Origin of the sequence: Nocardia sp. NPDC051756 (assembly GCF_040681495.1) — a bacterium.
Taxonomy (GTDB): domain Bacteria; phylum Actinomycetota; class Actinomycetes; order Mycobacteriales; family Mycobacteriaceae; genus Nocardia.
This window is the reverse complement of record NZ_JBFAYV010000008.1, coordinates 480,016-498,824: the sequence shown is the minus strand read 5'-3', so window position 1 is coordinate 498,824 and position 18,809 is coordinate 480,016. Positions and strand designations below refer to the sequence as shown.

Below are 18,809 nucleotides of genomic sequence, written 5' to 3'. Positions count from 1 at the left end.
TGGGCGCGATGATCGAATCAGGTAGTACGGGCCTGCGGCGGTGCAGACTTTCTCTGCGCCGTCGCGGCCACTTTCGATGGTATGGAGCCCTGTTCAGATCCTCAGCCGCACCGGAAGTCCGGTAAGGGTGGGGAAGCCGAATTTGTGGTGCCAGACCAGGTCTGCGTGGGGGCAGGCCAGTCGTAGGTCGGGGAAGCGCTGGAGAAGCGCCGAGAACGCCACCGTCGCCTCCATGCGGGCGAGGGGTGCGCCGACGCAGAAGTGGGCGCCGTGGCCGAAACCCAGGTGTTGGCCGGCGTCGCGTCCGATGTCGAGGCGGTCGGGTTCGGCGAAGTAGGCCGGGTCGTGGTTGGCGGCGGCGATGGCGATGTGCACGAATTCACCGGCCGGTATTTCGGTGTCGCCGATCCGCACCGGTTCCGCGGTGTAGCGGATGGTGGAGAAATGGATCGGGCCGTCGAAGCGGAGGAACTCTTCGACCGCCGCGGGTAATGCGGAAGGGTTGGCGCGCAGGGTTTGTGACAGCGAATCGTCGCGCAATAGTGCGAGCGTTCCGGTGGTCAATAGGTCGACCGTTGTTCCGTGTCCGGAGACCAGCAACATGACGGCCATGTCCAACAGTTCCACTTCGGTGAGCGACTGGCCGTCGTCCCGGGCGTGGATCAGCAGGGAGAGTAGATCGACACCGGGGTCGACCCGCTTTCGGGCAACTAATCCCTGTAGATAGGAACGCAATTCGCGGAATGCTTCGGTGCGCTCGTCGCCGACGATCGTGAACAGCTTCTGTGCCCACTGCTGAAATCCCGGCACCTCGTCGCGTGGCACGCCGAGCATGTCGCAAATCATGCGCACGGGCAACGGAAAGACGAATGCCGTGAGCAGATCGACTTCGTCGTATTCGGCCATCTCATCGAGGAGTGAACGGGTGGTTTGCTCGATGTGCGGGCGCAGGTCGGCGATGGCTCTGCGGGTGAATGCCGTGTTGACCAGCTTTCGTAGCCGGACGTGTTTGGGGGAGTCGCTGTTGGCCATGTTGTGGTCGAGGTTGGCCAGCGGAGCGTTCGCCGGTGCCGCCGGATGTTGTTGGCGGAACAGCTTTTCGATGCCGTCCGCGCTCTTGCGCAACCGTGGATCCCGCAGCGCGGCGCGCGCCTCGGCGTAGCCGACGACCAGCCAGCTGACCACCCCGGAGGGTGCGTGTATGCGCAGCACCGGTCCCTGTTCGCGCCACCGGTGGTAGTGCCCGTGCGGATCGGCGTGGAAGTCGTTGTCCAGCGTTTCGATTCGAGTCGAGGCCGCGATATTCATAGTGCGCCTTCACTATTCGCCGCGTATACGAGGTTGACCGGTGTCGACGGTAGGCAGCGCGTGTAATTTGCGCGTCACCGGCGCATCATTTGACGATAACTTATCCGAAAAATACCTGCCGCCCAACGCGTTTCGCATACGCTCGGCGGGTGCCTGCGATCCAGGCACACTCACCGAACACACTCACAACCGGAGGTGGAGTCATGACTCTCGTACGTATGGTCAAACGGATGAAGCAGGAGAAGAGTCTGAAGAAGTACGCCTGGTACGGCTGGATCTGACTCTTCCAGTAAGTTGTCGAACTCGCGTCCGTTGGTCACCCTACCGGGCGCGAGTCCCGCCTGTCATCCGGGAGTTCGTCATGTCCATACGGCACACTGCCGGAAGTTCGCGGACCATTGTCTTCGCTCCGCGCATCGCCGAACTTTTCGAAAAGTATTGTGGCGAAGACCTATTTCGGCTGGAGTCGGACACCGTCGGAATTGCCGGCGCCGAGCTGATGGATGCGGTGCTAGGTGCCCGGCCAGCACAGCCCGAGGAGCGACCGACCTTCAAGCCGGTGCGTCGGCGGCTGGTCGACCGGGCTGATGCCTCGACCTTCATGCAGGCCGTCGGCGCGGACGTGCGCACGGCGTTGAAGACTCCGCTCGATGCCGATGGACCGCTCGTCGGCGTCTGGCCGCAACGCGCGCACGACTACGTGCGCGATCTCGTCTTCGGCGGTGAAGACGTCCGATTCCGTGCGCTGGTCGACCGCAGACTCGAATTGACTCCGAAGCTGACCTGGTCGGTGGTCACCTCGGGTGCCGCGCTGATCGGCCGAACGGGTCCGGAGCGTCCGTTGTCGAAACTGGCGACACAAGTGTTCCAGGCCAACAGTTTTCGTGATCGCCGATACTCCATGTACCTCTATCGCAGAGTTGCCGCGCCGGTGTGTTTCACGGTCGCCGCCTTGGTTACGAGTGCGCTGTGGCTGGCGTCGCCGCTCGATCCGAAAACTTCGAATCGCAACATCTTGCTGGAGACTTTGCGTTTGCTCCCACCGTCCTGGAATCTCCTGCGCCTCAAGGGTTCCGAGTTCCCGGCCGTCGACCCGCGCATCGCCGCGGGTGATGACCTGCTCCTGCTTCCGTTGCTCAGCCAACGCGACCCGCGACTCTGGGCAGCCGCTGATGAATTCCGCCCCGAGCGATGGGACCGGCTCGACCCCGAAACCCACCCCGGCTACCTCCCATTCGGCCACGCCTCGGAACGATGCTGGGGCCGCCACATGGTCATGCCCCTGGCCGAACGTATCCTCGACCTCGCCCGCCGCGACGGCCTCCGCGTCGACCCGAACCAGACCGTCGGGAAGGTCGAACTCGACGGGCTGCTCGAGCTGGCGTCGGTGCGTGTGTGCGCTGAAATGACTGTGGTGCACTAGGTCCCGACCATTCGGCTCGAGGTGGCAACAGTCGAGATCGTGGTGATTACCGTCGGTCTGCCACCGTGGCGGGATTCAGTACGGACCGGTGCACTCGGCCGGTCGCGACGAGTTCGATTGTCGCTGCGACTGCGCATGATTGGGCGAGGAGCAGGCCTAGTAGTACGAGGACCTGGACGGCGGCTGCGTGGGCGGCGGAGCCGCTGGCGACGAGTACGCCGACGAAGGCGCCTGGGAGCGTTACCAATCCGACAGTTCGGGTTTGGTCGACACCGGGCAGTAGTGCGTCGGTCGCGGTTGTCCGGATGATCTCCATTCGGGCGTCGCGTTCGAGGAGGCCCAGGCTCAGTGCCGCTTCCACCTCGCCGAAGCGTTCGGTCAGCGCATCCAGGGAGCGGCGGGCGGCCAGTGAGGTTGCGGTCATTGTGCCGCCGAGGATGATTCCGCCGATCGGAACGATGGCGACACCCTGCAATGGAACGACCCCGCTGACGAGCATCGGCAGCAACGTCGCGACCAAGCCGACTCCGAGTGAAACCGTAAGCCACGCAGCCGATCTCCCCGCGCGTGCCCGACGTGCGGCCGTGAACACCGCCGCGCCGAACATGACCACCAGCACCAGTATCGATGACCACAGCGCGGCCAAAGCCGCTGCCAAGATCACCGCGACGGCCGCCAATTGAATCACCGCGCGCGCCGCCGCTATCGGCGCGACCCGCACCGGCCCGAGCTGCGCAATCCAATACACCGCCGCGGCCGCGCCCACCAGAACCACGCACAGCACCGTCAGGCCGACCCCGGGCGTCGCCATCGAATTCATCCTCGGACCTCCCTCGACTCGTGCGCGCTGTCGGCACCATCATTGGCGAACCGGCACCGCGGTGTCCGACCGACCGGGTCGGTGACCTACAGCACCGACCGATACGGTGACCGATTCGCGGACGGGGGAGCGCTCCTAGCGTTCCCGCCATGAGCAACAGCACCGCATCCCCCGCCCTCGCGGATACCGATCACACACCCCTCACCGCCTTGGACCGCTTCGAGATTTTCGAGCAGTTGGTGCTTCACCAGCGCTACATCGACAACGATCCGAGCCGCGAATCGGCCGACAAGTACGTGGGCCTGTACTGGCCGGAGGCCACCTTCACGGTGCACGATCTGCGGTCGCAGACGTTCACCGGGCCGGACGGACTGAAGAGCCTGTACGACTTCGCGCACAGCGTGTTTCCGCTGGAGAAGTGGTTCCACGACGTCGGCTGGTTCGAGATCGAGGGTGCGGGCGACACGGCGATCGTGTCGTGGCGCTGGCGCGTCAACTGGAAGGAAAACAACGAGGGTGTGGTGTCGACCGGCACCTATCAGGACCGGTTCGAACGGCGCGGCGGTGTATGGAAGGTGATCGATCGCGTCTCGAACATCGATCCGAATTGGCCTGCGGCACTGTTCCAGCCGTACGTCGACCGCCAGGCGGAGTTGTTCAAGGCATCCTGATCAGCCGTGGCTATGGGCGGCCTGTCCCGCCAACTGGCCGCGGGATGCGCTCGCTTCCTTCGGATAATGCCTGCGCAGGTTGACGGCGAGGACGCGGTCGAGAGTGCGGTCGGACAGCATTCGGGTCAGGCGGGTGACGAGGGCGGCGTCTCGGCCGACGGTGTAGCGGGTGCGCGGTGTGCGAGCTGTCACGGCTTTCGCGATGACGCGGGCGGCGGCGTCGGCGGTCACGCCCGAGTCGGTGCCCGAGGCCATGAACTTGTTGTTCGCTTGGACCAGACTGCCGTAGCGCTCGTCATGCTCGGGTGTCATGTTCGCGGCCAGGGTGTTCGCTGTTGCGATTCCGCGGGCGGCCATTTCCGTGCGGACGCCGCCGGGCTCGACCACCACGACATGCACGCCCAGCGGCGCGACCTCCCGGCGAAGCGAGTCGCTGACCGCCTCCAAGGCGAACTTCGTTCCCGCGTACGCACCGTAGGTGGCCATGGCGACTTTGCCGCCGACCGAACTGATATTGATCACCCGGCCCTTGCTGCGCAACAGCGCGGGCAGCAGCGCCTGAGTGACGGCGATGTGGCCGAAGAGGTTGACTTCGAACACGTTCCGCCATTGCTCGATCGGCAGGGCTTCGACCGGAGCGTTCACCTGAATGCCCGCGTTGTTGACGAGCGCATGTAGAGCGCGCGGGTCGTCGGCGACTCGCGCGGCCAGTGCTGCCACCTGCTCGGGCTCGGTGATGTCGAGGATGACCGGCTCGATGCCGGTCGACCGGATGGCGTCGGCGTCACGCTCGCGGCGCACGCCGGCCAGGACATGGAACCCCTGGCGGGCAAGTTCGCGGGCGGTTGCCGCACCCATGCCGGTGGAGGCTCCGGTGACGACGATCAGCTTCTGAGTTTCAGATGACATTGTCATCTTTACGACGGTATCAGTTGAGCTGACGCTGTCAACTGTATGGTGGACGTCATGGTTACCCGCGCGGAGTCAGCCGCCGCCACTCGCCGCTCATTGCTCGATGCGGCCGCCACGCTGCTCGACCTCGGCGGCCCCGAAGCGGTCACCCTGCGCGAGGTGGGCGCACGGGCGGGCGTGACGCGGGGCGCGCCATACCGGCATTTCGCGGACAAGGACAGCCTGCTTACTGCCGTCGCGACCGAGGGCTGGGAACGGGTCGGCGACGAGGTGCACGCCCTGCGGCTCGACCCGGACCTGTCGCCCGCCGAAAAGCTGCGCGCAGCTCTGCACGCGCTCACTGGGGTCGGCCGCGACCAGCCGCACCTGTACCGAGAGATGTGTAGCGAACCGGCCGGCGACCCGACCGCGGCCGTCCTCGCCGCCGAACGCACCCAGGACGAGTTCAGAGGCATCGTCGCAGAAGTCGTGGGCGAGCAGAACTCCCGGCACTACGGCGCTCTGCTACTCGCAGGCGCCCACGGCATCGCCGCCATGGAACTGAGCGGCTACCTCGCCGCAGACAAGTGGCACACCACCGCCGACGAGGTCATCGACACGCTGGTTCGCATGGTCGCGGCCGCAGGGCGAGACTGACCGATCACCCTGTCAGGACAGCGTGACGAGGGGCAGGGATTTGGTGGTCGGGATGCGTTCGAGGACGCCGCCGGCGAAAACGTCGTAGAGGGGCAGGGTTTCGAGGTGGACGTAGCCGATGTGGCAGTCGCAGACGGTGAGTGGGCAGGCGCGAGGGGTCAGGGCGCTGCGGAACGAGTTGTCGTAGAGGTTACCCAAGGGGTCCCGGACGAAATGGCAGCGGCGGACGGTGCCGTCGCCGTCTACCGAGATGACCGAGGAGCCGGTTCGGCAGGCCTGGCCGGCGGATTTGTGGGGGTTGCGGCTGAAGGGGAATAGGGGGTCGAGGTCGGTCCAGTCGTCGGCTTGGGCGTCGGTGTAGGTGTGGCCTTCGGCGGCGTTCACCCAGAGGTAGATGTGCTCGGGGAGGTCGGCGCGTAGTTGTTGTGCGTATTCGAGATGCTCTGGGAGGCCGACTATTCCGACGCTGAAGCGGATTCCGGCGCTGGCCAGCCGAGCGGTCTTGTCGAGGAAGCGCTGGTAGGGGGTTTGCCCGGGGTGGTAGGTGCACCAGAGGGCGAGGGTGTCGGGGTCGGCGTCGGATAACCAGTCGGTGCGGCAGCTGAGGTTGGTTTGGATGGCGACGCGGTCGATGTGTGGTGCGTGGGACAGTTCGACCATGGCTCGCCGATACCAGGAACGCACCAGTCCTTCGCCCCACGGGGTGAACAGGATGGAGAGCCGGTCGTCGGTCTGCTGGTGTGCCCAGGTGGTGAAGCGTTCCAGGGCAGCGCGATCCGCGCGCAGTTGCGCGGTGCTGTCTCGGCGCTTGGCGAACGGGCAGTAGGGGCAGTCGTAGTCGCAGGACGCTAGAGGTCCGCGGTAGAGGATGGTCAGGTCCACGGCTATCGCAGCTCGTAGTCGGCCATCGCGGCTTGCACTGCGGGGGAGAAGAATTCGGGGCCGATCGCGTCGGAGTAGGCCAGACCCAGGTCGGTGAGGCGTAGCCGGCCGGGTTCGGTGTCGGAGAGCCAGCCGCGGTCACCGAGCGTGCGTAGCTGGCTGGGAAAATCCTGCCAGGGATCGTTGCCGAACTGCACCAGGTAGTCCGCAATGGCGAAGCCGTCCGCCTGCAACAGCGACTGGAGCAGAAATCTGCGTTTCGCCTCGTCCCGATCGATCACCCTGCCGTGCACCGCGCTGCTGAAATCGGTTGTAGCGGTGTAGGTGTCGATAATGGTGCGAACCTCGCGCATGGAGACCGCGTAGTCGAACGAGTAGTGCAGTCCGGAGGTGTAAGAGCGTGCGCCACAACCGAGTCCGATCATGCCGTCGGTCTGGCACGCGTAGTCGTCGGGTCCCTGCGGCGGGGCGTCGGTGCGGCGGAACATGCGCATGGAGACCTGCTCATAGCCGTGCGCGCGCAGATGATCACGCCCCTCGGTGTACCGGCGCAACCGCTGTTCGTCCCAATCCAGATCGGCGACAGCGGGATCGGCATGCCGGCCGAGCCCGGTCAGCGGGCGCACATAGAGGGGGTAGAGATAGATCTCTTCCGGCCGCCAAGCCAGCGCCGCGTCGAGGGACACGCGCCAACTCGACTCGGTCTGACCGTCGATGCCGTAGATCAGGTCGATATTGAGGACGGGAATGTCGGTGTCGCGAATACGCCCGAGCGCTGCTTCGACATCCGAACGCCGCTGCGGCCGCACGGCGGCGCGGGCTTCCTCGTCGATGAAACTCTGCACGCCGATGCTCAGCCTGGTGGTCCCGCGCTCGGCGAGAACGGCAAGCCGATCGGCAGTGGCGGTACTCGGCGAAGTCTCGACCGACAGCGGAATGGACCGCAGGTCGGCACCCATGAGCACCTCGGCGATGTCGCAGAGCCGCGACAACTCGGCGGCCTCGAGATAGGTCGGCGTGCCGCCGCCGAACGCGGCGTTCGCGAAACGCACCGGCTCGTCGTCGCCGAGAGCCGCCCGCACGGCCTGTGCTTGCCGGGTGAGCGCGTCGAGGTAACGACCGGTGAGTCCGTCCGGCGCACCGACGCGAGTGAACAGATTGCAGAAGCCGCAGCGCACTTCGCAGAACGGGATGTGTAGGTAGAGCGAAAGCGCCTGCCGCGGTTGACCTGCCCACAGATCGGCGAGCGCGGGACGTGGCGTCAGCGGCCGATACGCGGTCTTGTGCGGATACGCGTATACGTAGTTCTGGTAGGGCCGGGGTAGCGCGATGGTGTCGATCATGCGGATGACTCCAAGAAGAAATGGCCGTAGGGGACAGTCCATACGGACTCGTGGCCCAGTCGATGGCCGGTGTAGCCGTCGTCGCCGTAGGCGGTGCCGTGGTCGGAACAGACGATCGCGAAACATCGCCGCCGGGACCGCATCGCGTCGAACAGCCGGCCTACATGCGCGTCGATGTATTGCAGAGCGGCAGCATGTGTTTCGCGGCTGTCCCCGGTCTCGCGAGTTGCCCCCGGCAGATGGAACCAGTTGGGTTGATGGAGCGCGGAAGCGTTGAGGAACAAGAAGAGTCGCTGCTCGGCGGGCAGATCGGCGACCACTCGCTCGGCGCAGGCCACCTGAGCTTCGAACGAGGTCGGCGAGGCCACGGAAAAGTCCGACTCCCAATGACTTTCGACGAACAAGCCGGGCAGCACGCTGCCGAGCGCACCCCGCTTGTTGAAGAACCCGACACCGCCGATGCACACCGTGTGATAGCCGTGCGCCGCGAGCGCGGTCACGAGATCGGGCGAGTCGAAGACGTACGTGCCGTCCGCGGTCGTCTCACTGCCGGCGAAGCGCGCGGCGAACAGGCGTGGATGCGGACCCGGTGTCGCAGGCGTCGGCAGGAATCCGGCGAAGATCGCCTGATGCGAGGCGTAGGTGAAACTGCCTGGAGCGTGGCGCTTTTCCCACTTGCCGTCGGGCAGGTAGGCGGACAGGTTGGGCAGTTCGCCCGCGTCCGCCAGCTCGACCGCGACGTCATAGCGGAGCGTATCGAGGGTGAGGAGCAGCAGATCGTCGCGCCCGACAACCTCGTTCATATCAGGCCGGTGCATACCTCACCTCCGGTGAATCCAGTTGCGGAGCAACGAAATAGGGTGCCGCGCGAAGCTGCGCGGTATAGGTGTCGACGCCCGCGGCCGGTCCTTCCGGCAATCCGGTGAGCCGCGGTAACAGATCTCCGAACGCGTTGACCTCACCGATCGTGAACCGACGCCAGCCGATCGAAGGCAGCAGATCGACACCGACACAAAGCGTTCCGGGAAAGCACGCGGCCGCCTGTTCGCAGATCGCCAACGCTTCGGTCCAGCGATCACCCGCCGCCACCCGAACGGCCGCCAGATCACCACGAGTACCCCCCAGATGCAGGTTGGTCATCGGGGCCCGGCTCGTCCGCACCACCGCATGGGTGGCCCGCCCCGCGACGACGAGCACCCGCAGGTCGGCGGTGCGGCCGGCCAACGATGCCTTCGGCACCCACTGTTCGATGTGCAACCCGTCCGGCGCGAGCCGATCGACGATCGCGGCGATCTCGGGTTCGCTGCTATATCGCCGAACCTCGAGCGAGTTGTGCAGGCCGTCGGCCGCGACCTCCACTGAGGTGGTTGCTCGCCACCGACCCGAGCTGGTCGACTCGATCGCCAGCACACCAGACGCGGAGGATCCGTGTGCGAGCTTCACGAAGACACGGCGAAGACCGTTGTCGCGCAGCCGGTCTCGCACCTCGGACCAGCCACCCACAGGTGCCTCCGCACCCGAAGTCGGGGAGGCGGGTACCGGCACCCCCGCGCCATCGAGGCGGGCATGGCACAGCCGCTTGTCGAACAGCACGGCCAGTTCCGCCGGATCATCGAGCCGGCGACCACCGCGCAGCGATCCAACCGCGTCGAGGAACCGCGCGTACCACCGCGCCGAACCTTCCACGCGGGTCGGATCGTTCACGCCGCGCAGCAGTTCGTCCACCGCGGGGTTCTCCCCGGGCGAATCCAGCCGGACGATCTCGTCCTCGGCGAAGTCGTGACCGCCGTCGCGCAGCACAGCACGCCATTCGACCACCCGCGGCGCGGCCACCCCGGCCGCCCGCGCGGCGTCGAGGAACAACCCGATCCGGCGATTCTCGCGGTTGCCGACGACTACCCAGCGCGCCGACGGCGACTCATTCACCGACGGCGACGAAGCGCCAGACGGTGCCGTCGTCCTCATCTTCGTCTTCGTCGGCGTCGTCGGGATCCAGGTTCAGCCGCACGCCGGCCGGTTCGAGCGTTTGGGTCAGCCGCTCGCGCATCGCCGTGGACAGATAGTTGTGGTGCAGGTCGAGGAAGGACAGATGGCTGAGCGGTTGTCCGCTGAGCAGGGCGGCCGCGCCGTCGTCGGTGAGCACGCCCATGGAAACGTCGAGGACGTCGAGGCGGGCCACCACCGGCGCCGAGGCCAGCGCGGTGCAGATATCGTCCTGGATCTCGCTGTTGCGCAACGCCAGATGGGTCAACTTCGGCAGCCGGGTCCCGGCCAGGATGGGTGCGAGGTCGGCGGCGTCGGCGTCGCCACCGTATTCCGAGGTGCCGAGCCACAGATCGAGGTGGGTCAGGGCGGGTAGATCGCTCGCGGCGATCCCGCGCACGACCTCGGCCTCCAGGCCGCCCGTCTCCACGGTCAGCTTGCGCAGGTGCGTGTGCCGGATGGCCGGAAACCGCAGCTCCTGGCCGCCGCGCACACCGAGCTCGGTCAACTCGGGGAAGCCCTCGAGCAGCAGCGTCACCTGCCCCTGATTGATCCAGGAGATCTCGCATTCCTCGCCGACGATGTCGCCGACGAACAAGGCGCGCAGGTTCGGCAGCCGATCCTTGGCGGCCAGCAACGCCTCGAAGATCTCGTCCGGTCCCTTGTCGTACGCGTCGGACCAGCAGCCCACGATGAGCGCCCGGACTTCGGTGAGGTCGACGGCGTCGGCGAACTCGGCGAAGGACTCCGCCCAGGAAACCGACGAGTCGTAGGAGTCGACGCCGATGCGCCAGGCCACCGAGTCGGCCGCGGGCAGTGTCGCCGCCGACCGCTCCGAGCCGCCCGAATCGGCGGTCGGGAAGTCGAACGCGGGTAAACCCCCGAGCTCGTGCAAGTGGTCCCCAACGGTCATGTGTCCCCGCCCCTTTCGGCCGGTTTCGAGAATGATCAGGTGAGTTCTACCAAGCCCCTCCGACAACTCGGGAACCGGGCGGTCTTTGTCGGTGCCTGCCGCTACGGTCCTCGGCATGGCACCGATTCCGGGCCGCGGTGGGAGGAGAAATCATGTATCGGCAAGGCGACGTCCTGATCGTTCCGCTGGCGGAGAGCGCGGTACCCGAAACGGCCGTGCGCGCCGCCTCGGAACCGCGCGACGCCCGAGGGCGATTGGTCCTCGCGCTCGGCGAGGTCACCGGACACGCACACGCGATCCCGAGTCCCGGCAGGTTGATTCGCGAGGCGAGCGCGTTCGGGCCGATGCTGCTGCACCTACCCGAGGGCGGGCGGGTCGTGCATGAGGAACACGCCGCCATCATGCTGCCGCAGGGCTGGTATCGGGTGGTGCGCCAACGCGAGTATGTGCCGGGTTCGGTACGGATCGTGGCCGACTGAACAAACCCGGTGTCAGGAATCTCGAGCGAGCACAGGAAGAGCGAAGACGTGACGGAACATGATGTGTGGCGGTCGATTTCGGCGCAGACCGGCGCCGGCGACCGGGCGGCGGCAGAGGCGGGGGTGCGCGCGGCCTACCGACTGGCGGGACTACGTGAGCCCGCGCGAATCGTGTGGGCTGGTTCGCCGTCGGCCGCGGTGCGGATGCTGTCGGACGGGGAACTGGGGGAGCGCGGCGCCAGCGTGCGCGAAGCGCTGCGCAGCGGACCGTGGGCGGCCGAACGTGCCCGCGTACACGCCGAATTGGGATCGAAGGCGTTCAACGAACATTGGCAGACCACCGGCGCGGACCTATGGGAGCTGACCCGGACCGTCGTCGACCGCATCCGCGACGGGGTCATCGAAGCCGCGGCGAGTAAGCCCAAGGAACGCACCCGCGTTCGCCTGCTGCTGCTGGACGCCGTACTCGGGCAACACGATGCCGCCTGGTTGTGCGCGTTCGATACGGCCGCCGGCTCGCCGCTCGCCGGATTGGCCGCGGTCGCCCGGGAAGCGGGCTGGTGGTGGCCGTACGAGAACATCGCCCTGATCAGCGAACGCCCCACCGAACTGCACCGCGACGAAGCCGGCCGCCTCGACCGCGGCGATGGTCCCGCGCTGGCCTACGCCGACGGATTCGAGCTACACGCCTGGCGCGGCATGTCCGTCAGCGCCGAATTCCTCGACAGCCTGCGGGCATTGACGCCCGAGCAGATCCGCGCGGAGGAGAACGCCGAACTGCGCCGCATCATGCTCGAGTACTACGGCTACGACCGCTACCTCGATGAATCCGGCGCGCGCCCGATGCATCGCGACGAAACCGGCGTGGTGTGGCGAATCGAGCTCGACGGCGACGAGGACGTGGTGATGGTCGAGGTGGTCAACTCCACGCCGGAACCCGACGGCACCCACCGCACCTACTGGCTGCGCGTGCCGCCGACGACGAGCACCGCCCGCGAAGGCGTGGCCTGGACTTTCGGGCTCGGCGAGGAGATCTACGAACCGGTGCAGCAGACCTGAGGCACCGCTTGCTCACGCGCTCCTGGAGTCGAGCATCTCGGCCAGATCGCGCTCCAGGGACGCGGCGAGCGCGACCGTGGCGCGACGGATCGCCGGGGTCGTGGTGGTGCTGCCGCGCCCGGCCAGGCCCAACGCGCCGATGAGATCGCCCGCACTGTCGTGCAACGCGACCGCAGTGCAGCCCCAGCCCAGCCTGGATTGTTCCTGTTCGACAGCGATTCCGGTGTCTCGGGCATCGGCGAGGAGAACGCGGAGGCGACCAGGGTGCGCGGGGGAGTATCGAGTGAGCGGTGGGCAACCGGTGGCCAGGACGCGCTCGGCTTGCTCGGCGTGATGGGCGAATTGCAACCTGCCCGTCGCGGTCAGCACGACGCTGTGGCCGAGCGAAGCCAGCGACGGCCACGCGGTTTCCCTCATCGAATTGCGATGTGCCGCACCGAAAACGGACCCGGCATTGACGAGCTCACCGTTGTGCAGCCCGCAGTAGAAGGCGATCTCGCCGGGCGCGCGGGCATACAGATCTTGCAGGTACGGCTGCGCGGCGTGCGCGGTCCGCTGGTGCCAGGCGGAACGCAAACCCTGATGGATCAAGCGGTCGCCGGTCCAATAGCCCTGCGGCGTCCGGGTCAGCATGCCGCGTTGAACGAGCGCGTTGGCGATCCGGCGAACAGTCGGCTTCGGAATGCCGGTGGTCTTGGTGAGCAACGCGAGGGTGATCGGCGCCGGCGCGCTGGTCACCGCGTCCAGGATGGTGACGGTGCGACCGACGACTGTGCGGTCATCCTCCATGGAAACCCCCCGTTCCGGTGTCGGCGGACACCCGCTCCCGAGGGTGTCCGCCTGCTATATCGCAGAGTTCACCCCGATCGTGTCACTGACCGACACGGTGATGGTGCGATCGCCGGTACCCGCATCGCATCCTGAAGCCCGAGCCGCAGACCATTCGAGCGGCAGGCAGAGAGGGTGGACCGTGTCGTTCTTCATCGAGCGTGGAAAACACCGAACCGGGCTGCGCGTCGCCGGCGCGCTGGCCGTGGCGGCCGCGGCAGGCATATTCGTGCCGACCACCGCGGCAGCGGCGCCGACCGACGTGACCGCGACGGTCACGACGCTGGGCTGGCGCGTCACCGCCACCGTAGTCAACAACTCTCCGTACAAACTCGACTGCATGTTCACCGGATTCCACGATCCTGGCGGGCCTGGAACAGCAGAGGCACTCTTCGTCGTCACGCTCCAACTCGATGGCCTGACCACGGCGTCGAACAGCGTCTCCGGCGACGTCGGTGTGGTCCCGGCGGGCGGCTACCACACCTGGTGGAAGTGCGAAAAGCCTTATGTCGCGCCACCGCGGGGCGTGTTCTATATCCCGCCTGCGCCCTGGGGGACCGCGCCGATGGTGAGCAGGCCGACGGCCGAACCCATTCCGATCACCTTGCCGAACTGCCCTCCGCCCGGCCCGGTCACCCCCTGTGTGCCGCGCTTCCATCCGCCCCGCTGATTGCGGCGCACCGAAATTACATGCTCTAACGTAGATATGCGCATCTATCGATGAGCTCCGCTACCCGGCGATCCATCCGCCAGGCCTGACCTCCCGGCTAGAGCCGGCAAGGACGGCGATCCGCCGCCGCGCCCGAACGGTCGTTCCAAGATAGAATTCCCCTGCACGGTTTCTGCCTCTGATGATCATGCTCAGTAAAGGGAGTCCGAGCGGATGGATCGCCGGGACAAGGGGATAAGCCGGCGCAATGTGCTGGTGGCAGCGGGAGCCTCGGTCGTGCTGACCGCACTGGCGGAGCCCGCGCAGGCCCTGACGATCACGCGGAAAGTGTCGGCCGGCCCGGACGATCCGGGGCAGCGGGCGGACCTGGCGGAGCAGGCGATCGTGCAACGGCACGTGCGCACGCTCTGGGGCCGGCCGCAGATGCGGCTGGGCACGCTGTACTGGCCGGGGACCTGGCTGGATCAGACGTTCGTGAAATGGTGCTACTGGTGGCAGGCCCACCTGCTCGACTGCGCGGTGGACGCCGCATTTCGCGCCCGCACGCCCGAACGGATCGAGCGAGTCATCGCGCTCGCCCGCGGTATTCGGGTCCGCAACCTGACCGGCTGGACCAACCGGTACTACGACGACATGTCCTGGCTGGTGCTAGCGCTGGAGCGGGCCGACCGGCTGCTCGGTGTCCGGTTCACCGAAGCGGTCGGCGACCTCGGAGCCGATCTGGTCGGCGGCTGGAACCCGGCGGTCGGCGCGGTGCCCTGGCGGATCGACGACGAGTACTACAGCACCTCCGCGATCGGCCCGGCCGGCATCGCCATGGCCCGGTTGGGCAATCTGTCCCGGGCCAGGGAACTCGCCGATTTCCTGGAGACCCGATTGCGTGACCGTGACACCGGCCTGATCTTCGACGGAATCCACGAGCCCGGCGGCCGGGTGGATCGCACCGCCCTCACCTACTGCCAAGGCGTCGCCATCGGGCTCCAAACCGAGTTGGCCATGCGCACCGGCGAATCGGCGCACCGCCGGCGCGCGGCAGCCCTCATCGCCGCGGTCGCGGACCGGATGACGGACGCGGGGGTGATCGCCGCGGCCTCGGGGGACGACTCCGGATTGTTCATGGGCATCCTCGCCAGGTATCTCGCGGAAGCCGCGCTGGCCCTTGGCGATACCACCGCCGCGAATATCGTGCACGCTTCGGCGCAGGCCGCCTGGAAGCACCGCGCCGAAGTAGACGGACTACCGCTGTTCGGCGTGGACTGGCGCCGCCCGGTCACGGTGCCCGCGCCGCCGGGAACCTTTCCTCAGCTGATGTACTCCTCCGCCGCGTCGTCGGGGAACCTGAGCCGAGATCTCTCGGTACAGCTGAGCGGATGGATGCTGCTCGAAGCGGATTACCAGCTCACTGCCGCCGGTCACTGAGCCTACGGTCGAATTCGCCAGACATAGAGTATCTTTCGGATACCGGCCGGTTGCCTTTTTTGCCCGATTACCCCCGGATGGGGGGTATTGGCGCGTTCGCAAATTATGAGCTGCTTATCTATACATTACGCAAAGGTCGAGTTCTATAATTTGCACGTAAGTTGTTCAGGTTGACAACTTTTGGCACCGCGGTAATGCTATCAGCGGAGGTCGAAGATGAACTTTACGCCCTTGATCGACGCTTCGAATAATCACGAACAAATCGATTCCGTCGACCGGTCGGAGCCGTTGATCTCGACCCCGGTGGGGAATCGAGGATGACCGATGGCAGACGAAGCTGAACTGCGCAGGTACCTGAAGAAGGCGGCCCGCGAGCTGTATGAGACACAGCAGCGGGTGCGCGAGCTGGAGGCGAAATCCAGTGAGCCGGTTGCGATTATCGGTATGTCGTGCCGGTTTGCGGGCGGGGTGCGGTCACCGGAAGACCTGTGGGACTGCGTGATAGCGGGCCGCGATCTGGTCGCCGAGTTTCCGGCCGATCGAGGCTGGGACCTGGATTCGATATTCGCGGCGGATCCGGACGCATTCATCGAATCAGCCGCCGGTCACGGCGCTTTCCTCGATCGTCCCGGGGAATTCGATGCCGGATTCTTCGGTATCAGCCCGCGCGAGGCGCTGGCGATAGACCCGCAGCAGCGGCAGGTGCTGGAAGTTGCCTGGGAGACAATCGAACGCGCCAGAATCGATCCGGCGCAGTTGCGGGGCAGCGATACCGGGGTATTCGTCGGCATGACGAGCCAAGGCTATGGATTCGGTGCTCCGACCGCGATGCGCGATGCGGAATCCTATTCGGTGACCGGGAATATCTCGGCGATGGCATCCGGCCGGGTCGCCTATTTTCTCGGCCTGCACGGGCCCGCGGTCACGCTGGACACCACGTGCTCGTCGTCGTTGGTCGCGCTGTATCAAGGCGTCCAGTCGCTGCGCTCGGGACAGACCTCGATGGCCCTGGTCGGCGGCGTCACGGTGATGGCGACGCCGATGATCTTCGCGATGTTCGCCCGGCAGCGCGCGCTCGCCGCCGACGGCCGATGCAAAGCCTTCGCGGCCGGGGCCGACGGCACCGCGTGGGGTGAGGGCATCGGCATGATCCTGATCGAACGACTTTCGGACGCAGAGCGTCTGGGCCACCCGGTGCTGGCGGTGGTGCGCGGCTCGGCGGTGAACTCCGACGGCGCGTCGAACGGGCTGACGGCGCCCAACGGCCTGGCCCAGCAACGAGTGATCGCGGCGGCGTTGGCCGACGCGCGGCTGCGCCCGGACCAGATCGACCTGGTGGAGGGGCACGGCACCGGCACGGTACTCGGCGACCCGATCGAGGTGCGGGCCCTGCATTCCACCTACGGCAAGCAGCGTTCCGCCGATCGGCCGCTGTGGCTCGGATCGGTGAAATCGAATGTGGCGCATACCCAATCCGCGGCCGGCGTGGCCGGTCTGATCAAAGCGGTCGAGGCGATCCGGCACGGTGTGGTGCCGCCGACCTTGCACGTCGCCGAGCCGACCCGGCACGCGGACTGGTCGCCGGGCACGATCCGGCTGGCCACCCGGGCCCGCCCGTGGCCCGAACACGACGGTCCGCGCCGGGCAGGGGTGTCGTCGTTCGGAATGAGCGGCACCAACGCCCACGTCATCCTCGAGCAGCATGTGCGGGCCGAGCCGGAACTCGACACCGACGGTGCGGAACCGGTCGCGCCCGTGGCCTGGGTGCTGTCCGGGAAGACCACGGCCGCGTTGGCCGGCCAGGCAACCCGACTGCATGCCGCGCTGACGGCCGATCCGGACCTGAGTCCCGCGGCCGTCGGCTATTCGCTGGCCACCACCCGGACCGTCTTCGACCATCGGGCCGTGGTGGTCGGGCGCACCCGCGCTGAACTGGTCGATCAGCTGACCGGCCTGTCGGCGTCGAGCTCCGTCATCCGGACGCACGCGCGCGGCGCGGGCAAGACCGCCATGATGCTGCCCGGCCAGGGCAGTCAGCGGATCGGCATGGGCAGCCAGCTGTATCGCGAGTTCCCGGTCTACGCCGCGGCTTTCGACGAACTGTGCGCGAGTTTCGCTCCGCTGCTGGATCGTCCGTTGCGGCAGGTCGTGTTCGATCCGACTGAGGAGCATCTGCTCGACCGCACCGACTACACCCAGCCCGCGCTGTTCGCCGTCGAGGTCGCCCTGTACCGGCTGCTCGAATCCTGGGGCCTGCGACCCGATTTCGTCATCGGGCACTCGATCGGTGAACTGGCCGCCGCCCACGTGGCGGGGGTCTTCGCGTTGCCGGACGCCGCGACGGTGGTCGCGGCGCGCGGTCGGCTGATGCAGCAGCTGCCTGCCGGTGCCATGGTGTCGTTGCGCGCCCGTCTGGACGAGGTGCTCGAATCGCTGGCCGGGCTGGAATCCGAGGTGGCGGTCGCGGCGTGCAACGGTCCGAACGCCACGGTGATCTCCGGCAGCGAATCGGCCGTGCTGACCGTGGCGCGAAAGTGGCGCGACCGTGGGCGGCGAGTGAAGCGACTGCGCGCCGAACGGGCATTCCATTCGCCCCATCTGGACGGCATGCTGGCCGAATTCGGGCAGGTGGTCGCGAGTGTGCCGCGGGGGACCGCGTCGATTCCGCTGATCTCCAACGTGACCGGTGCGCCGGTGTCGGCCGACGACCTTGAGTCGGTCGACTATTGGCTGCGGCAGGCGCGCGAACCGGTCCGCTTCGTCGACGGGCTGCGGCAGCTGCTCGCGGCGGGCGTCACCACCTTGATCGAGGTGGGTCCGGGCACGGTGCTGTCGGATATGAGCTACGAGTGCATCGACGATGCCCGGTGCGTGGCGATTCCGGCGCTGCGATCGGCGACCGGTGAGTCCGACGGGCTCGTGAAAGCCGTTGCGGGCGTGTGGGTTCGCGGTACAGCAGTGAACTGGGGCGCGATGTTCCCGCGGACCCGCACGGTCGACCTGCCCACCTATGCCTTCCAGCGACGCAACTACTGGCTCGACACCGTCCTGACGCACGAATCGGCACCGGCGTTCGGTGCCGAGCCGATTCCGGACGACGGTGAACCCGCCGCAGCCTCGATTTCGCCCGTGCAAGAGCGCCTTTCGGCCCTGCCGGCGGCGGACTGGCCGGATGCCCTGCTCGACCTGGTCACCGCGCAGTTGCGCGAGATCGTGGTGGACCTGCTCGACGCCGAGATCGACCTCGACGCGTCCGTCCTCGATCTCGGCCTGACGTCGCTGTCTGTCTTGGAGTTCCGCAGCCGGATCAATGTGGCTGCCGGAATCACGGTCTCGGTCGAGGATCTGCTCCGCAATCCGACGCCCCGCGCCGTTGCCGCATTGCTGGCCGCCGCCGTCCCCCTGCCGGATCGGCCCGAATCAACCGTGCTCGCGGTGTGAACGCGCACCGAGAAGGAACGCC

General features: G+C 67.0%; 18 protein-coding genes. 9 read left to right on the top strand and 9 right to left on the bottom strand.

The features are described 5' to 3' along the window. Positions 1 to 93: 93 nt before the first annotated feature. Positions 94 to 1,308, bottom strand: a complete 1,215-nt coding sequence (locus AB0M22_RS34860) for a cytochrome P450 (RefSeq protein WP_364736029.1) — start codon at positions 1,306 to 1,308, stop codon at positions 94 to 96. Positions 1,309 to 1,511: 203 nt separating this feature from the next. Here AB0M22_RS34860 and AB0M22_RS34855 point away from each other — a divergent pair, with 203 nt between their 5' ends. Then, a complete protein-coding gene (locus AB0M22_RS34855; protein WP_364736127.1) occupies positions 1,512 to 1,589 on the top strand; it encodes a tryptorubin family RiPP precursor in 78 nt (25 codons plus the stop codon). Positions 1,590 to 1,669: 80 nt separating this feature from the next. Next, a complete protein-coding gene (locus tag AB0M22_RS34850) occupies positions 1,670 to 2,731 on the top strand; it encodes a cytochrome P450 (protein WP_364736026.1) in 1,062 nt (353 codons plus the stop codon). Positions 2,732 to 2,777: 46 nt separating this feature from the next. On the opposite strand, the gene AB0M22_RS34845 is transcribed toward AB0M22_RS34850, so the two are convergent. Continuing rightward, positions 2,778 to 3,551, bottom strand: coding sequence for an ABC transporter permease (locus tag AB0M22_RS34845; protein WP_364736023.1), 774 nt, complete (start codon positions 3,549 to 3,551; stop codon positions 2,778 to 2,780). A gap of 149 nt (positions 3,552 to 3,700) precedes the next feature. Here AB0M22_RS34845 and AB0M22_RS34840 point away from each other — a divergent pair, with 149 nt between their 5' ends. Further along, positions 3,701 to 4,222 carry a nuclear transport factor 2 family protein gene (locus tag AB0M22_RS34840; RefSeq protein WP_364736020.1) on the top strand — a complete coding sequence of 174 codons (522 nt, stop codon included), beginning with the start codon at positions 3,701 to 3,703 and terminating at the stop codon, positions 4,220 to 4,222. On the opposite strand, the gene AB0M22_RS34835 is transcribed toward AB0M22_RS34840, so the two are convergent. Beyond that, complete coding sequence (locus AB0M22_RS34835) at positions 4,223 to 5,137, bottom strand: SDR family oxidoreductase (RefSeq protein WP_364736017.1); 915 nt, start codon at positions 5,135 to 5,137, stop codon at positions 4,223 to 4,225. A 51-nt stretch (positions 5,138 to 5,188) separates the two neighbouring features. Here AB0M22_RS34835 and AB0M22_RS34830 point away from each other — a divergent pair, with 51 nt between their 5' ends. Next, positions 5,189 to 5,770 (top strand): TetR/AcrR family transcriptional regulator, encoded by a 582-nt coding sequence (locus AB0M22_RS34830; RefSeq protein ID WP_364736014.1) that lies wholly within the window; start codon positions 5,189 to 5,191, stop codon positions 5,768 to 5,770. 12 nt (positions 5,771 to 5,782) lie between these two features. On the opposite strand, the gene AB0M22_RS34825 is transcribed toward AB0M22_RS34830, so the two are convergent. Genes AB0M22_RS34825 through AB0M22_RS34805 form a run of 5 tightly spaced genes read right to left on the bottom strand, consistent with a single transcriptional unit; the run spans position 5,783 to position 10,891 of the window. Continuing rightward, a complete protein-coding gene (locus AB0M22_RS34825; protein WP_364736011.1) occupies positions 5,783 to 6,652 on the bottom strand; it encodes an STM4011 family radical SAM protein in 870 nt (289 codons plus the stop codon). A gap of 2 nt (positions 6,653 to 6,654) precedes the next feature. Next, complete coding sequence (locus AB0M22_RS34820; RefSeq protein WP_364736008.1) at positions 6,655 to 7,995, bottom strand: STM4012 family radical SAM protein; 1,341 nt, start codon at positions 7,993 to 7,995, stop codon at positions 6,655 to 6,657. Then, positions 7,992 to 8,798: an STM4013/SEN3800 family hydrolase gene (locus tag AB0M22_RS34815; protein WP_364736005.1), complete on the bottom strand. Its 807-nt coding sequence runs from the start codon at positions 8,796 to 8,798 to the stop codon at positions 7,992 to 7,994. Before AB0M22_RS34815 ends, AB0M22_RS34820 begins: the two co-directional genes overlap by 4 nt. Position 8,799: 1 nt before the next feature. Next, positions 8,800 to 9,921 carry an STM4014 family protein gene (locus AB0M22_RS34810; protein ID WP_364736003.1) on the bottom strand — a complete coding sequence of 374 codons (1,122 nt, stop codon included), beginning with the start codon at positions 9,919 to 9,921 and terminating at the stop codon, positions 8,800 to 8,802. Then, positions 9,914 to 10,891, bottom strand: coding sequence for an STM4015 family protein (locus tag AB0M22_RS34805; protein ID WP_364736000.1), 978 nt, complete (start codon positions 10,889 to 10,891; stop codon positions 9,914 to 9,916). The genes AB0M22_RS34810 and AB0M22_RS34805 overlap by 8 nt, the downstream gene beginning before the upstream one ends. A 152-nt stretch (positions 10,892 to 11,043) precedes the next feature. Here AB0M22_RS34805 and AB0M22_RS34800 point away from each other — a divergent pair, with 152 nt between their 5' ends. After that, positions 11,044 to 11,370: a hypothetical protein gene (locus tag AB0M22_RS34800; protein WP_364735997.1), complete on the top strand. Its 327-nt coding sequence runs from the start codon at positions 11,044 to 11,046 to the stop codon at positions 11,368 to 11,370. A gap of 48 nt (positions 11,371 to 11,418) precedes the next feature. Next, positions 11,419 to 12,429, top strand: coding sequence for a DUF6745 domain-containing protein (locus AB0M22_RS34795; RefSeq protein WP_364735995.1), 1,011 nt, complete (start codon positions 11,419 to 11,421; stop codon positions 12,427 to 12,429). A gap of 12 nt (positions 12,430 to 12,441) precedes the next feature. On the opposite strand, the gene AB0M22_RS34790 is transcribed toward AB0M22_RS34795, so the two are convergent. Continuing rightward, positions 12,442 to 13,218 carry a helix-turn-helix domain-containing protein gene (locus tag AB0M22_RS34790; RefSeq protein ID WP_364735992.1) on the bottom strand — a complete coding sequence of 259 codons (777 nt, stop codon included), beginning with the start codon at positions 13,216 to 13,218 and terminating at the stop codon, positions 12,442 to 12,444. Positions 13,219 to 13,399: 181 nt separating this feature from the next. Here AB0M22_RS34790 and AB0M22_RS34785 point away from each other — a divergent pair, with 181 nt between their 5' ends. The 3 genes from AB0M22_RS34785 to AB0M22_RS34775 all read left to right on the top strand — a co-directional run bounded on the left by AB0M22_RS34785 (position 13,400) and on the right by AB0M22_RS34775 (position 18,787). Continuing rightward, the gene (locus tag AB0M22_RS34785; RefSeq protein ID WP_364735989.1) at positions 13,400 to 13,927 is read left to right on the top strand and encodes a hypothetical protein; all 528 of its coding nucleotides are present in this window, start codon (positions 13,400 to 13,402) and stop codon (positions 13,925 to 13,927) included. A gap of 213 nt (positions 13,928 to 14,140) precedes the next feature. Further along, the gene (locus tag AB0M22_RS34780) at positions 14,141 to 15,346 is read left to right on the top strand and encodes a glycoside hydrolase family 76 protein (protein WP_364735986.1); all 1,206 of its coding nucleotides are present in this window, start codon (positions 14,141 to 14,143) and stop codon (positions 15,344 to 15,346) included. 324 nt (positions 15,347 to 15,670) lie between these two features. Further along, the gene (locus AB0M22_RS34775; RefSeq protein WP_364735983.1) at positions 15,671 to 18,787 is read left to right on the top strand and encodes a beta-ketoacyl synthase N-terminal-like domain-containing protein; all 3,117 of its coding nucleotides are present in this window, start codon (positions 15,671 to 15,673) and stop codon (positions 18,785 to 18,787) included. The last annotated feature ends 22 nt before the right edge of the window (positions 18,788 to 18,809 follow it).

Coding starts and splice junctions, on each gene's coding strand:
- AB0M22_RS34860 (WP_364736029.1), bottom strand. CDS start 1,308: ATGAATATCGCGGCCTCGACTCGAATCGAAACGCTGGACAACGACTTC.
- AB0M22_RS34790 (WP_364735992.1), bottom strand. CDS start 13,218: ATGGAGGATGACCGCACAGTCGTCGGTCGCACCGTCACCATCCTGGAC.
- AB0M22_RS34835 (WP_364736017.1), bottom strand. CDS start 5,137: ATGACAATGTCATCTGAAACTCAGAAGCTGATCGTCGTCACCGGAGCC.
- AB0M22_RS34780 (WP_364735986.1), top strand. CDS start 14,141: ATGGATCGCCGGGACAAGGGGATAAGCCGGCGCAATGTGCTGGTGGCA.
- AB0M22_RS34820 (WP_364736008.1), bottom strand. CDS start 7,995: ATGATCGACACCATCGCGCTACCCCGGCCCTACCAGAACTACGTATAC.
- AB0M22_RS34840 (WP_364736020.1), top strand. CDS start 3,701: ATGAGCAACAGCACCGCATCCCCCGCCCTCGCGGATACCGATCACACA.
- AB0M22_RS34815 (WP_364736005.1), bottom strand. CDS start 8,798: ATGAACGAGGTTGTCGGGCGCGACGATCTGCTGCTCCTCACCCTCGAT.
- AB0M22_RS34800 (WP_364735997.1), top strand. CDS start 11,044: ATGTATCGGCAAGGCGACGTCCTGATCGTTCCGCTGGCGGAGAGCGCG.
- AB0M22_RS34850 (WP_364736026.1), top strand. CDS start 1,670: ATGTCCATACGGCACACTGCCGGAAGTTCGCGGACCATTGTCTTCGCT.
- AB0M22_RS34855 (WP_364736127.1), top strand. CDS start 1,512: ATGACTCTCGTACGTATGGTCAAACGGATGAAGCAGGAGAAGAGTCTG.
- AB0M22_RS34775 (WP_364735983.1), top strand. CDS start 15,671: ATGGCAGACGAAGCTGAACTGCGCAGGTACCTGAAGAAGGCGGCCCGC.
- AB0M22_RS34830 (WP_364736014.1), top strand. CDS start 5,189: ATGGTTACCCGCGCGGAGTCAGCCGCCGCCACTCGCCGCTCATTGCTC.
- AB0M22_RS34805 (WP_364736000.1), bottom strand. CDS start 10,891: ATGACCGTTGGGGACCACTTGCACGAGCTCGGGGGTTTACCCGCGTTC.
- AB0M22_RS34845 (WP_364736023.1), bottom strand. CDS start 3,551: ATGAATTCGATGGCGACGCCCGGGGTCGGCCTGACGGTGCTGTGCGTG.